Raw genomic sequence first — 12,665 nt, forward strand, 5'->3', positions numbered from 1 at the left:
GCGGGCGATCACGGGCGGGCGATCACAGGCGGGTCACTTCGGCGGCCAGCGTATAGCCGCCACCCCAGACCGTCTTGATCAACTCGGGCGTCTTGGCATCGGTCTCGATCTTGCGCCGCAACCGGCTGACCTGATTGTCGACCGCGCGATCGAACGCCGCGGCCTCGCGCCCCTGCGTCAGATCGAGCAACTGGTCGCGGGTCAGCACTTGGCGTGGCCGCGTGACGAGCGCGAGCAGCAGGTTGTATTCGCCCGTCGACAGCGGCACCGACACGCCCTCGCGGTCGACCAGCGCACGCTCGCCCGATTTAAGCACCCAGCCGGCAAAGGCATAGGCGTTCGCCTCGGGCGCGTGCTGGCGCGCACCGCCCGCGGTCGCCCGCCGCAGGATGACCTTCACCCGGGTCGCCAGCTCGCGGGGCGAGAACGGCTTCACCACATAGTCGTCCGCGCCCATTTCGAGCCCGATGATCCGGTCGGTCTCCTCGGTGCGCGCGGTCAGCAGGATCACCGGCACGTCGCTGGTCGCGGCGATATGGCGGCACAGCGACAGCCCGTCCTCGCCCGGCATCATGATGTCGAGGATGACGAGATCGATCGCATACGCCGTCAGCCGCGTCCGCGCGCTTTCCGCATCGCCCGCCTGCGTGACGCGAAACCCCTGTTTGGTGAGGTACGCAGCCAACGGCTCGCGGATCGAGCGCTCGTCGTCGACGAGCAGCAGATGCGGCATATCTCCCATCGGGGCAGTGTCTAGCATGGCGGCTGTCCAGAGGAAGCACCGGGGCGTGGTGCCTCCCCCCTTTCCGGATTATCGAGCAGGGGCGGGGGCTGGTGCGGGCGGGGTGACGCCTTCGCGGCGTTCGCGCCGGTCGACATGGCGCATCTCGGCGGCATTGGCGCGCTCGGTCGCGTCGATCGTGCCGTCGTGATTGGCGTCCATCCGGTCGAACCGCCTGAGCGCGCGCGCCTCGAACTCCTCGCGCGTGACGCTGCCGTCGCGGTTCGGATCCATCCGCCGACCCATCCCGTCATGCTTGCGACCGCCCGGCGGGGGCACGGGCACGTCGCGGCCGCTGGCCACCATCCGGTCGTGCAGTGCCTCGCGATAGGCCTGCATCTCGCCGCCGCTCACCCGGCCGTCATGGTCGGTATCCATCTGCGCGAACCGCGCGTCGGCCTGCGCGATCGCTTCCGCGCGTGTGGCGACGCCGTCGTGATTGGCATCTTGCCGCATCATCGGCGGACGCGGGGTTACCGGCGCGGTCTGCGCGCTGGCGTCGGAGGTGATCGCGCTGGCGGCTAGCATCAGGGTGAGGACGGTCTTGCGCATGTCGGACTCCGGCTGTGTGGGACGAATTCCCATCGAATGACGCCGGTCTAAGCCCCGGTTGTCGCAGGCTCTTGCCGCCGGGCCGCCAATGTGTCGCAAGATGTGCCGGATATCAGGCGAAGATCGCGACGCTCTGCATCTGTTCCGCGACCGGCGTGCCGTCGGCGTTCCAGATCGCCATCTCCTGGCTCGAACTCCCCTCACGCGTGTAGTCGGTGGTCGCGCGAAGCAGCCACCAGCCGTCCTGCGTCACCGGCTGAGGCCCCAGGATGTTGAGCAGCCACGTCATCGAACTGAGCGGGGCGGGGCCGCCGAGCAGCTTCAGCGCGGCAGGCGGCAGGCAGTCCGCGATCGCGATCAGCTCGACCATCGGATCGAGCCCCTCGCGCTCGACCAGGCGCGCCCAGCGCAGCCACTCGGCGGGCCCGACGCTGTCGTCGCGACGATCGAGCAGATCGAAGTTGCGCGAGAACGCGACCCCGCTGTGGCCGCGGAAGGTCTGCGTGTCCGGCTCCGGCATCGGGAAGTCGGGCGCGCTGCCGGTCTGGTGATCGACGCGCGACTCGACCGCCGCCATGAACACGAACGTCGCGCGCAGGCCTAGCCCGGCCTCGCTCTCGACGTCGGCCTGGACGAACGCCGCGTTGCGCCCGCGCCGCAACCGCTGCGCCCGGATCGTGATATCGCCCGACAGTGGCCCGATGAACGACACCTGCGCGGACCGCAGCGGCGGCAGGTCGATGTCGGACTGCTGCGCGGCGTGGAGCGCCAGCGCGGCGGAGAAGCCACCATAGGCCGTGCGGCCTTGCGTCCAGTTCTCCGGCACGGTGCCACGCCAGCCCCCCTCGATCGGCTCGAGCGCGTCGATCGCCTGTTTGAGACTGGTCATTATGGTCCTTTCATCCTTCGTCATCCTGGGCTCGACCCAGGATCCAGAGCCAAGCATCGGAGCATTCGTGGCTCTGGATCCTGACGTTCGTCAGGATGACGGGAGGGAGGCGGCCAACTGATCGCGCAGGTCGCGTTTGAGAACCTTGCCGATCGCGCTGCGGGGGAGTTCATCGGTAACGTGAAGCGCCGACAGTCGCTGCGTCTTGCCGACTTGTGCGTTTACCCAGCTTAGGATCGAGGACGCATCCTCCGTCGCACCGTCACGCGGCACGTAGAACCCCACCGGCGTTTCGCCCCAGGCCTCCGACGGAACGCCGATCACCGCGCAGTCCGCTACCGCTGGATGCTGCGCCAACACCGCCTCCAGGTCCGACGGATAGATGTTGAACCCGCCGGAGATGATCAGGTCCTTCTTCCGGTCCATCAGCGTGAGAAAACCGTCCTCGTCGAACCGGCCGACATCGCCGTGACGGATATAACGATTGCCGTCTGCGTCATGCCATTCTGCGTCGCGCGTCGCCTCGGTGCGCCCGTGATAGCCGTTCATCATGGCCGGGCTGCGGCCGACGACCTCGCCCATCTCGCCCGGCGCGACCTCGATGCCGTCGTCGTCGATCAGGCGGATCTCGTGGCCCGGCATCGGCTGGCCGACGGTGTGGAGCTTGGTCGGGTTCGCGGTCGCGTTCAGCGCGCAACTCGCGCCGCCCTCGGTCATGCCGTAGAACTCGACGAGCACGCCCGGCCAGCGCGCGACCACGTCGGCTTTCAGCGTCGCGGAGAACGGCGCGCTGGTGCTGGTCTTGAAGCGGAATGCCGACAGGTCGAAGGCGTCGAAATCCGGCAGCGCCATGATCCGCTGATATTGTACCGGGACCAGCATCGTATGCGTCGCATGATAGTGCTGCGCGAGTTCGAGATAGGCTCGCGCGTCGAACTTGCCCATCAGCACGACGGTACCGCCCCAGCCGAGCGTCGGCAGGAAGCTGACCAAGGTAGTGTTCGAATAGAGCGGGGTGGCGATCATCGTCACGGCGGTGTCGAACCCCGCGGCCGTGTTGCGCGAAATATGCGCCCAGCGCATCGCGTGGCTCTGGACGATGCCCTTCGGCGTGCCGGTGGTGCCGGAGGAATAGATGATGTTGAACGGGTCTTCGGGTGCGATATCGACCGGGGTTGGCTTGATCTCTGGAGGAGCGAGCCACGCATCAAAAGATTGTTCCCCCGCGGAGGCGGTGGCCCAGGCTGGGCTCCCGCTTTCGCGGGAGAACAAGACCGGGCGGGCTGCCAGCATTTGCCCTTCCAACGCTCGCGCATTCTCCGCATCGAGGAACACGATCGGCGCGCCACTATCCGCAATCATCGCGGCGATCGCCGCCGGCGTAGCGGATGGTGCGATCGGCGTTGCGACACACCCTGCGCGTACCGAACCAAGGAAAGCCGCCGCATACTCCGTCGTCGGCGCCGCGACGATCGCCACCGCCGTCCCCGGCGCCACCCCATCGCGCTGCAAGGCCGCCGCGATCCGGTCCATCATCGCGTCCAGCGTCCGATAGTCGATGCTGCCCCGAGCGTCGGCGACGGCGGTGCGATCCCCCCGTTCGAGCGCGTGCGCACGGATCAGATCGGGCAGGGTGGCAAAGCCGGTGGCGAGCATGTCTGCGGCGTTCGTCATCCGCGCATCGCTAGGCGAACGCGTCCGGCAATGCCATACGGTATATTCGAAAACTGGACTCGAGGAGACGCCGTTGCTGTTCTACGATAGCGCGCTGCCAGCGCCCAACCCGCGCCGCGTCCGCATATTCCTCGCCGAAAAGCATGTCCGCGTACCGATGGCGCAGATTTCGATCCCCAAGGCAGAGCACAAGGCGGAAGCGTTCCTGTCGGTCAATGCGCTCGGCCAGACGCCCGCGCTCGCGTTCGACGATGGCCGCGTGCTGACCGAGAGCGTTGCGATCTGCCGCTATTTCGAGTTGCTGCACCCCGAACCGCCGATGTTCGGGCACGGTGCGCACAACATCGCCGAGATCGACATGTGGACGCGGCGGATCGAATTGCGGCTGATGACCCCACTGTCGATGGTCTGGCTGCACACGCATCCCTGGACCGCGCGGATCGTCCAGCCGCAATATACCGAGTTCGGCGAGAGCCAGCGCCCACGGGTGCTCGCGGCGATGGCGGAGTTCGATCACGCGCTGGACGGCCGCGACTGGCTCGACGGCGAACGCTATACGATCGCCGACATCGTTCTGCTCACGACGATCGACTTCGCCAAGTTCGTCGGCATCGCGATGCCCGACGATCTGGCGCACCTGAAGGCCTGGCATGCGCGTGCGTCGGCGCGCCCCAGTGCGAGTGCGTAGAGCTATCCTGATGCGAACAGGCTGGATTAACCAACTCGTTTGACGAGATCGCAGTCATCGCGACCTAAAACCCCCGACAGGCTGATTGCACAGTTCGGGGAGCATCGATGAAAGCGGCGTTACTAATCGGAGCGATCTGCGCGCTGCCGACGGCGGCATTGGCCGAAGATGTACGGCCCGGTATCGCGTCCGTGGCGGTCGCCCCGGTTTCGCAGATCGTCGTGCCCGCGCATACCGAGATGATGTTGCGGCTGGACGAGGAAATCGGCTCCGACCGTGCCCGCGTCGGTCAGCCGGTTGCCGTCTCGGTGGCGCGCGATGTCGTCGTCGACGGTCTGGTGGTGATCCCACGCGGCACCGCAGGAACGGGCGCCGTGACCTATCGCACCGGCAAGGGCGCGTTTGGCAAATCGGGCAAGGTCGACATCGAGCTAAGGTCGATCGACGTCGGGGGACGCATGGTCCCGGTGGTCGGCCGCTATCACGCCGCGGGCGACGGGCGGACCGGCGAGACGATCGGTACGATCCTGATCGGCGGAGTCGTCGCCGGCGCCTTCGTCACGGGTCATCACGCGATCTTCGAGGAAGGTCGCGAGTTCACCGCCTTTACCGGCGCCGCGACTCCGATCGCCCGCCCGAGCGTTCGGATGGCGCGGTTCGTTCCGCCCGTCACGACGCCCGCTATGCGCAACGCGATGTTCGAGTGGGTGGGGTCGAACGGACCGCTATTCGGGGATGCTGCTCCTAAAGTCGCGCCCGCCTACGTCGCCTATGGAACCATCGCGCAGCGTCTCGCTGCCGCGCAACCCGTCCGTGGCGGTGATCCGCGTCTGGGGTGGACGATCAGCGACTGACGAGCCGCTAGGCGTCTGACACCGTGCGATCGGTCCAGCCCCTGTGCGAAAAGACCCTTTGCAATCCCGGTTTTCTGTGCGAGGGAGCCGCATACCCGGTATTCAGATTGCCCGGACGCTCCGCTCCATCGCCGATGGACCGACGAGCCCGGCCACGAGGTTGGAGAGGGGATAAGGCGGAAGAGCGACCCACGGAGGTCGCATCTTCCGCCGTCCTTCTTCGCATCCCATCCTTTCGAGCCAGGCGCGTCAAAAACCCCGCCCACGGCCTGTGCTTCAGCCGATTTGCGCGTGCCGTGGTGGTCGCTAGCCGCGCTATGATGCAGGTTTAGCTTGTCTGGTACGCGACCAATGCCTTAGCCTCGGGCAGTATTCGATGTCGAGGTATCGTAATGGCAGTAGCGTATCAGTCCCATCCCGAGATCGCCGACGCGTTGGCGATGAAGCGACGGGGCCTGACGCTCGCGCTGCTCACCTTCACCTATTTCTTCAGTTACATGGACCGCCAAATCCTCGCCATCCTGCTCGAGCGGATCAAGGCGGACCTGCTGCTGACCGATACGCAGCTCGGGCTGTTGTCCGGACTCGTGTTCGCGATCTTCTATGCGACGCTCGGCATTCCGGTTGCGCGACTCGCGGATCGGACCAGCCGTCGCAACATCATCGCCGCCAGCCTGACGATCTGGAGCGCGATGACCGCGCTATGCGGGCTCGCACAGAACTTCACGCAGCTGATGCTCTTCCGGATCGGCGTCGGCATCGGCGAGGCGGGGTCTAGTCCGCCCAGCCACTCGATCATCGCCGACCTGTATCCGCCCGAGAAGCGCGCGAGTGCGATGGCGGTGTATTCGCTCGGCGTGGTACTCGGCGCAGGCTTCGGCACGCTGATCGGTGGCGTCGTCGCGCATTCCTATGGGTGGAGGATTGCGACGATGACGGTCGGCTTGCCGGGGATCGTGCTCGCTGTCCTCGTCCGCCTGTTCATGGTCGAGCCGCGCCGCGGTCTGTCTGACGCTGCCCGCGCGGTGGCGACGCCGATGCCGAGCGTCGCGCAAGGGTTCGCGTCGATGTGGGCGAGCGCTCCGGCGCGGCATCTGGTGGTCGGCGTGACGCTGACGTCGATGATCGGTTACGCGCTGACCGGCTGGGGGCCGAGCTACATCCAGCGCTCGCTCGGGATCTCGATGCTCGACATCTCGCGCTACATCGCGCTGCCGGGGGCGCTGTTCGGTGCGGTCTCCGCGCTGGCGGGCGGCAAGATCGCCGACATGCTCGCCAAGCGTCATGGGCTGCACGTCCAGGCCTGGGTGGTACTCGTGATGAAGGGCCTGTCGCTCCCGTTCGCGCTCGCCTTCTACCTGATTGATGCGCCGGTGATCGCGATCGGCAGCTATTTCGTGTCGCTGATCTTCGCCAATTCGTATCTCGGGCCGAGCTTTGCGCTGATCCAGCACCTCGCGCCGTTGCAGATCCGTGCGATGTGGGCGGCGATCACGCTGCTGGTGATCAATCTGGTCGGGCTGGGGCTGGGGCCGACGCTGGTCGGGTGGCTCAGCGATCTGCTGAAGCCGGGGTTCGGCGAGGATTCGCTGCGCTATGCGCTGATCATCATCGTGCTGATGACGCCGTGGGCACTGTTCCATTACTGGCGCGCGGGGGTTCTTCTGAAGCGCGCGGATGATGCTGCTAGGTAATCGCTTCTTCGTCAGCTTGGCTGGGCGGCGGCAGGGCGGGCCAACGCATCCGCCAACAGCCACGTCATCGCGCTTGTCCGGTCATCGAACACCGCCATGTCGTCGCGCACCGCGACGATCCGTTTCACCTGCAGCCGCGCGAGCTTGCCGTCGGTGAACAAGGCGACTTTCCGCGATTTCAGCGGGATGGTCAGAGCGACGCGCTGGAGCATCGCGACCACTTCCTGGGGCTGGATCGCGGACCGCGAGAAATTGCCCAGCAGCATGTGACGCTTGCCGGTTGCCAGCACGCGCCGCGCCTCACCATCCAGATCGCGGAGGAAGCCCTCGACATGCGGGATCGTCCAGAATCCGGACGCCTCGACCTCGATGATGCCGGTGTCGAGATCGGTCGTGATCGTGTGCATGACGCCCTCCGTGGAGGTGTCGGGATCGGCCGCTCGGCGTTAACGACGCGTAACCAAACCGTTACGAATGCGATTGTCGTCCGGCTTGTGACGGCGGATCAACCCTGCGCCATCCGATCGTCGAATAGCCCGAACATCAGCGTCGAGGCGTACATCGCGATCGCCCGCTCGCGCGGCATCGTCGACGCCCATTTGCGCATGTCGAACGCCGCGTTCTGGAGCGCCATCAACGCCTGCGCCGCGATCAACGCATCGACCGCGCGGATCGAGCCTTCGCCGATCCCGTCCATCATCATGCCTGCATAACGCCGCGCGATTCCGTTCGAGCGATCGACCATCGCGTTGCGTACGCCGACCGGCAGGCCGCTCAGCGCCGTGGTGCGAAGCAACGGCCCGCGTTCGGCGAACTGCACGTCGAGCAAGGTCGCGACGGTGCTCGACAATTTGTGCCAATAGCTTCCGCCCTCGGCCTCGCCGCGGCTCTGCGCATCGGCGATCGTGTCGAAGCTGCGGCGGTAGCACGCGATGACGAGGTCGTCCTTCGCGTCGAGATGGTGGTAGAAACTGCCCTTGGTGACGTTCAATTCGGATGCGATCTTCTGCACCGAGGCGCCGCGATAGCCGAGTTCGTTGATCAGACGCGTCGCGGCGAGCAGGAATGCCTCGCGCCCCGGCTCGGCCTCGTCATGGCTGAGATCGAGCAGGGTAGGGGCCCAGCGCGCGTCCTTCCCTGCGATGCCATGCGCGAACACGTCCATCAGCCGTTCCTCGACGCGGCCGTACTGGTCGGGCTCGTACCGCGTCAGCCAGATCGGCAGCCAGAACGTGTTTTCCAGCAGCACATGCGCGCGTGCGCCGTTGAGATCGGTCTGCGCGCGCGACGAAGTCGGCCCCCACAACAGCCGCGTGCGGCGGAACACTTCGCGCCAGCCCGCCATCAGCCGGCCGCGCATGGGCTCCTCGGTCGCGCGCAGATCGGAGAGGACCGCGAACGCCTTCTCCTCGCCGCGCTGGATCCGCCCGAGCCGGTCCATGTTGAGCGCGAGATAGCGCCGAACGCGGTCCTCCGGCGTCGCTTCTTCCGCCGCGACGTCGAGCATCGCGATCAGCGATTCGAGCGTGTTCTCGAACGCCGCCGCCGCGAGGTCTTCCTTGCGCTTGAAATAATAGGTAACGCTCGTCGTGTTGAGCCCGACGCGCCGCGCCACGTCCGCGAACGTCATGCCCTTGGCACTCTGTTCGTTGATCGCTTCTGCCGCCGCGGCGAGGATCGCGTCACGCTTCGCACGGAAGCGCTTGGTCCCCTGTTCGCTCTCGTCGCTGGCCTCTGCCGGAACCTTCATCGAAACACCCTAACAGCTTCGATTTGAAGATACAGTGCTTTTTAGGCGCTTTCAGGGCGGACTTGAAAACATGCTTTCCGGGGCCCTCCACACGCTTTACCGAATGTGCGGTATGGTCTACCTCGCCTTCAAAGCGATGACGATTGGAGAGCCCGCATGGATTTCAGCTTTAGCGAACGAGAGACGTATTTCCGGGATCGGGTCCGGGATTTCATCGACCAGAATATCCGCCCGCGCCAAGCCGATTACGACCAGCAGGCGCATGAGGGCGAGCGCTGGAAGGTAATTCCGGTGATCGAGGAGATGAAGGAGAAGGCCAAGGCCGCGGGCTTGTGGAATTTCTTCATGCCGCCGCATTCTGGCCAGACGCACGTCGACGATTCGTTCGCGTTCGAGGGCACGCAGCTGACCAATCTCGAATATGCGTTATGCGCGGAGGAGATGGGGAAGATCAGCTGGGCGAGCGAGTGCTTCAACTGTTCGGCGCCCGATACCGGCAACATGGAGGTGTTTCACCGCTATGGCACGCGCGAGCAGAAGGAGGCGTATCTCGGGCCGTTGATGCGCGGCGAGATCCGCTCGGCGTTCCTGATGACCGAGCCCGCGGTGGCGTCGTCGGATGCGACCAACATCGAGACGTCGATGGTGCGCGACGGCGATCACTACGTCATCAACGGCACCAAATGGTGGTCGAGCGGCGTCGGCGATCCGCGCTGCAAGATCGCGATCGTGATGGGCAAGACGAGCTTCGAGGGCTCGCGGCATCAACAGCAGAGCCAGATCCTCGTGCCGATGGATACGCCCGGCGTGACGATCAAGCGGATGCTGTCGGTCTACGGGTACGATCATGCGCCGCATGGGCATGGCGAAGTCGTGCTGGAGAATGTCCGCGTGCCGGTCGAGAACGTGCTGCTTGGCGAAGGGCGCGGGTTCGAGATCGCACAGGGACGGCTTGGGCCGGGGCGTATCCATCACTGCATGCGCACCATCGGCGTGGCCGAGACCGCGATCGAGGCGATGGCGCGGCGGCTGCTCGACCGGGTCGCGTTCGGCAAGCGGATCGCCGACTTCTCGGTCTGGGAGGAGCGCATCGCCACCGCGCGTATCGACATCGAGATGACGCGGCTGCTCTGCCTCAAGGCGGCGGACATGATGGACAAGGCGGGCAACAAGTCCGCGCAGATCGAGATTTCGATGATCAAGGTCGCCGCACCGAACATGGCGTTGCGCATTCTCGACGATGCGATCCAGGCGCATGGCGGCGGCGGCGTCTCGGGCGACTTCCGGTTGGCGCACGACTGGGCGGCGATGCGTACGCTGCGGTTCGCGGACGGTCCGGACGAGGTCCACAATCGCTCGATCGCGCGCAACGAGTTCGGGAAATACGGCGACTTCCGGAAGGGCGGCGTGTCGAGCGGGGATGTCGGGGTGAGCCGGTAAACTCCCGTTCGTCTTTCCTTCTTCGTCATCCTGGGCTCGACCCAGGACCCAGAGCCACAAGGGTGACGATCTTGGCTCTGGGTCCTGACTTTCGTCAGGATGACGGTCTCGTTTCGGAGCGCACCTACCCATGAAAGCCGCAGTCCTTTTCGAAGCCAACACCCCGCTCAGCATCGAGGACGTGACCGTCTCGAAGCCGACAGCGCACGAAGTGCTGATCCGTACGGTCGCGGTTGGCGTGTGCCGGTCCGACCTGCATTTCGTCGACGGCGCCTATCCCCACGCGATGCCGACGATCCCGGGGCATGAGGCTTGCGGCGTCGTCGAGGCGATCGGCGACGAAGTGCGCGGCGTGAAGGTCGGTGACCATGTCGTGACCTGCCTCTCGGCATTTTGCGGCCAGTGCGAGTTCTGCGTCACCGGGCGGATGTCGTTGTGTATCGACGCCAGTGTCCGCCGTCCGAAGGGTGCTTCGCCGCGCCTTATGCTCGGCGACCGACCCATCGCGCAGATGCTAAACCTCAGCGCCTACGCGGAAATGATGCTGGTCCACGAACACGCGTGCGTCGCGATCGACCGCGACATGCCGATGGACCGCGCAGCATTGCTCGGTTGCGCGATTACCACCGGGGCAGGGGCGGTGTTCAACACCACCGATGTGACGCCCGGCGAGACGGTGTGCGTGGTCGGTTGCGGCGGTATCGGTCTGGCGGCGGTCAACGCGGCCAAGATCGCAGGCGCGGGGAAGATCATTGCGCTCGATCCGGTGCCTGAAAAGCGCGCGACGGCGGAGAAGCTCGGCGCGACTCACAGTATCGACGCACTGTCGGACACCGCCGCGGACGAGGTCGTCGCGATCACCAAGGGCGGCGTGCATCACGCGATCGAGGCAGTCGGGCGTGCGCAATCGGCGGCGACCGCAGTCAAGGTCCTGCGTCGCGGGGGCACCGCGACGATCCTCGGGATGATGCCGCTCGGCGAGAAGGTGGGGCTGTCGGCGATGGACCTGCTGTCGGGCAAGCGGTTGCAGGGCGGGTTCATGGGCTCGAACCGGTTCCCGGTCGACATACCGCGGCTGGTCGATTTCTACATGCGCGGGCTGCTCGATCTCGACACGATCATCGCCGACCGGATGCCGCTGGAGCGCATCAACGACGCATTCGACGAACTCCGCCGCGGCGACACGACCCGTAGCGTGATCACCTTCTCGTGAGCGACGCATCGACCAGCATGGTCGGCACGATCGAGGTCGGCGACAAGGACCGTCTCGACCTCGACACGCTTGGCGCGTGGATGACCGCCAACGTGCCCGGCTATGCCGGCCCGCTGACCTACGCGAAGTTCGCCGGCGGCCAGTCGAACCCGACCTACCGCCTCGACACGCCGGAGCGCGCTTATGTCCTGCGCCGGAAACCGTTCGGCCCGATCCTGCCGAGCGCGCACGCCGTCGACCGCGAATATCGCGTGATTGCGGGCCTCCATCCGACCGGCTTCCCGGTGCCTCGGCCCTATGGTCTCTGCGAGGACGCGGCGGTCATCGGTTCGGCCTTCTACGTGATGGAGATGGTCGAGGGCCGGACGATCTGGGACGGCGCGATGCCCGACGCGACTCCGCCTGAGCGCAACGCGCATTACGAGGCGATGGTCGACACGCTCGCCGCACTTCACAACACCGATTACGCGGCGGCGGGGCTCGGCGAGTACGGCAAGCCCGGCAATTATTTCGAGCGTCAGGTCGGCCGCTGGACCAAGCAATACCGCGCCGCCGAAACCGAGCATATGGAGTCGGTCGAACGCCTGATCGAGTGGCTGCCGCGGACGCTCCCCGAGCAAACGCGCACCTCGATCGTCCACGGCGACTACCGCATCGACAACATGATCTTCGCGCCGTCCGAGCCGAGGGTAATCGCGGTGCTCGACTGGGAGTTGTCGACGCTCGGCGATCCGCTGGCGGACTTCTCGTATCTGCTGATGAGCTGGGTGACCGAACCCGAAGGGCGCTCGGGCGTGCTTGGCATGACCGGGCCGGGGACGGGCATTCCGACGATCGAGCAGGTGGTCGAACGCTATTGCGCCGCCACCGGCCGCGACGGCGTCCCCGATCTGAACTGGTATTTTGCCTACAACCTCTTCCGTCTGACCGGCATCGTCCAGGGCATCAAGAGGCGCATCATCGACGGCACTGCGTCGAGTGCGCAGGCGGAGAAGACGGTGGCGAAGATCCACGGGTTGGCGGACGCTGCGTGGGGGTTCGCGGTGAAGGCGGGGGCTTAGTTCATCCCCCTCCCGCATGCGGGAGGGGCTAGGGGTGGGCTCGCGCTCACCATAACCGATACCGTTTGT

At 65.9% G+C, this 12,665-nt stretch carries 12 protein-coding genes; 6 read left to right on the plus strand and 6 right to left on the minus strand.

Going from position 1 to position 12,665, the window contains the following annotated elements; genetic code table 11:
• Positions 1-22 precede the first annotated feature (22 nt).
• The 4 genes from C8J47_RS04180 to C8J47_RS04195 form a co-directional block, all read right to left on the minus strand.
• The gene (locus C8J47_RS04180; RefSeq protein WP_056051122.1) at positions 23-742 is read right to left on the minus strand and encodes a response regulator; all 720 of its coding nucleotides are present in this window, start codon (positions 740-742) and stop codon (positions 23-25) included.
• 69 nt (positions 743-811) lie between these two features.
• On the minus strand, positions 812-1,333 hold the full coding sequence (locus C8J47_RS04185) for an EF-hand domain-containing protein (protein WP_183129010.1): 522 nt from the start codon (positions 1,331-1,333) through the stop codon (positions 812-814).
• Between the two features lie 112 nt (positions 1,334-1,445).
• Complete coding sequence (locus C8J47_RS04190; RefSeq protein ID WP_121884745.1) at positions 1,446-2,222, minus strand: thioesterase family protein; 777 nt, start codon at positions 2,220-2,222, stop codon at positions 1,446-1,448.
• A gap of 90 nt (positions 2,223-2,312) precedes the next feature.
• Positions 2,313-3,896 carry a class I adenylate-forming enzyme family protein gene (locus tag C8J47_RS04195; RefSeq protein WP_121884533.1) on the minus strand — a complete coding sequence of 528 codons (1,584 nt, stop codon included), beginning with the start codon at positions 3,894-3,896 and terminating at the stop codon, positions 2,313-2,315.
• On the opposite strand from C8J47_RS04195, the gene C8J47_RS04200 reads away from it, so the two are divergent.
• The 3 genes from C8J47_RS04200 (at position 3,877) to C8J47_RS04210 (ending at position 7,132) form a co-directional block, all read left to right on the plus strand.
• Positions 3,877-4,584 (plus strand): glutathione S-transferase family protein, encoded by a 708-nt coding sequence (locus tag C8J47_RS04200; protein WP_121884746.1) that lies wholly within the window; start codon positions 3,877-3,879, stop codon positions 4,582-4,584. The genes C8J47_RS04195 and C8J47_RS04200 overlap by 20 nt on opposite strands.
• A gap of 107 nt (positions 4,585-4,691) precedes the next feature.
• Positions 4,692-5,438 (plus strand): hypothetical protein, encoded by a 747-nt coding sequence (locus C8J47_RS04205; RefSeq protein WP_121884534.1) that lies wholly within the window; start codon positions 4,692-4,694, stop codon positions 5,436-5,438.
• 392 nt (positions 5,439-5,830) lie between these two features.
• Positions 5,831-7,132 (plus strand): MFS transporter, encoded by a 1,302-nt coding sequence (locus tag C8J47_RS04210; RefSeq protein WP_121884535.1) that lies wholly within the window; start codon positions 5,831-5,833, stop codon positions 7,130-7,132.
• A gap of 11 nt (positions 7,133-7,143) precedes the next feature.
• Here C8J47_RS04210 and C8J47_RS04215 read toward each other — a convergent pair whose 3' ends face one another.
• Together C8J47_RS04215 and C8J47_RS04220 are read right to left on the minus strand one after the other, a co-directional pair.
• Entirely contained in the window at positions 7,144-7,539 is a 396-nt protein-coding gene (locus tag C8J47_RS04215) for a hypothetical protein (protein ID WP_121884536.1), read from the minus strand.
• Between the two features lie 98 nt (positions 7,540-7,637).
• Positions 7,638-8,882: a TetR/AcrR family transcriptional regulator gene (locus tag C8J47_RS04220; RefSeq protein ID WP_121884537.1), complete on the minus strand. Its 1,245-nt coding sequence runs from the start codon at positions 8,880-8,882 to the stop codon at positions 7,638-7,640.
• A 156-nt stretch (positions 8,883-9,038) separates the two neighbouring features.
• On the opposite strand from C8J47_RS04220, the gene C8J47_RS04225 reads away from it, so the two are divergent.
• The 3 genes from C8J47_RS04225 (at position 9,039) to C8J47_RS04235 (ending at position 12,596) form a co-directional block, all read left to right on the plus strand.
• The gene (locus C8J47_RS04225; RefSeq protein ID WP_121884538.1) at positions 9,039-10,322 is read left to right on the plus strand and encodes an acyl-CoA dehydrogenase family protein; all 1,284 of its coding nucleotides are present in this window, start codon (positions 9,039-9,041) and stop codon (positions 10,320-10,322) included.
• 130 nt (positions 10,323-10,452) lie between these two features.
• The gene (locus C8J47_RS04230; RefSeq protein WP_121884539.1) at positions 10,453-11,535 is read left to right on the plus strand and encodes a Zn-dependent alcohol dehydrogenase; all 1,083 of its coding nucleotides are present in this window, start codon (positions 10,453-10,455) and stop codon (positions 11,533-11,535) included.
• A 17-nt stretch (positions 11,536-11,552) separates the two neighbouring features.
• Entirely contained in the window at positions 11,553-12,596 is a 1,044-nt protein-coding gene (locus C8J47_RS04235) for a phosphotransferase family protein (protein WP_121884747.1), read from the plus strand.
• Positions 12,597-12,665 lie beyond the last annotated feature (69 nt).

The organism is Sphingomonas sp. PP-F2F-G114-C0414, assembly GCF_003688595.1.
GTDB lineage: Bacteria > Pseudomonadota > Alphaproteobacteria > Sphingomonadales > Sphingomonadaceae > Sphingomonas.

Excerpts from the sequence above, each read along its gene's own strand:
- C8J47_RS04180 (WP_056051122.1), bottom strand. The coding sequence starts at position 742 with ATGGGAGATATGCCGCATCTGCTGCTCGTCGACGACGAGCGCTCGATC.
- C8J47_RS04185 (WP_183129010.1), bottom strand. The coding sequence starts at position 1,333 with ATGCGCAAGACCGTCCTCACCCTGATGCTAGCCGCCAGCGCGATCACC.
- C8J47_RS04190 (WP_121884745.1), bottom strand. The coding sequence starts at position 2,222 with ATGACCAGTCTCAAACAGGCGATCGACGCGCTCGAGCCGATCGAGGGG.
- C8J47_RS04200 (WP_121884746.1), top strand. The coding sequence starts at position 3,877 with ATGTCTGCGGCGTTCGTCATCCGCGCATCGCTAGGCGAACGCGTCCGG.
- C8J47_RS04195 (WP_121884533.1), bottom strand. The coding sequence starts at position 3,896 with ATGACGAACGCCGCAGACATGCTCGCCACCGGCTTTGCCACCCTGCCC.
- C8J47_RS04205 (WP_121884534.1), top strand. The coding sequence starts at position 4,692 with ATGAAAGCGGCGTTACTAATCGGAGCGATCTGCGCGCTGCCGACGGCG.
- C8J47_RS04210 (WP_121884535.1), top strand. The coding sequence starts at position 5,831 with ATGGCAGTAGCGTATCAGTCCCATCCCGAGATCGCCGACGCGTTGGCG.
- C8J47_RS04215 (WP_121884536.1), bottom strand. The coding sequence starts at position 7,539 with ATGCACACGATCACGACCGATCTCGACACCGGCATCATCGAGGTCGAG.
- C8J47_RS04220 (WP_121884537.1), bottom strand. The coding sequence starts at position 8,882 with ATGAAGGTTCCGGCAGAGGCCAGCGACGAGAGCGAACAGGGGACCAAG.
- C8J47_RS04225 (WP_121884538.1), top strand. The coding sequence starts at position 9,039 with ATGGATTTCAGCTTTAGCGAACGAGAGACGTATTTCCGGGATCGGGTC.
- C8J47_RS04230 (WP_121884539.1), top strand. The coding sequence starts at position 10,453 with ATGAAAGCCGCAGTCCTTTTCGAAGCCAACACCCCGCTCAGCATCGAG.
- C8J47_RS04235 (WP_121884747.1), top strand. The coding sequence starts at position 11,553 with ATGGTCGGCACGATCGAGGTCGGCGACAAGGACCGTCTCGACCTCGAC.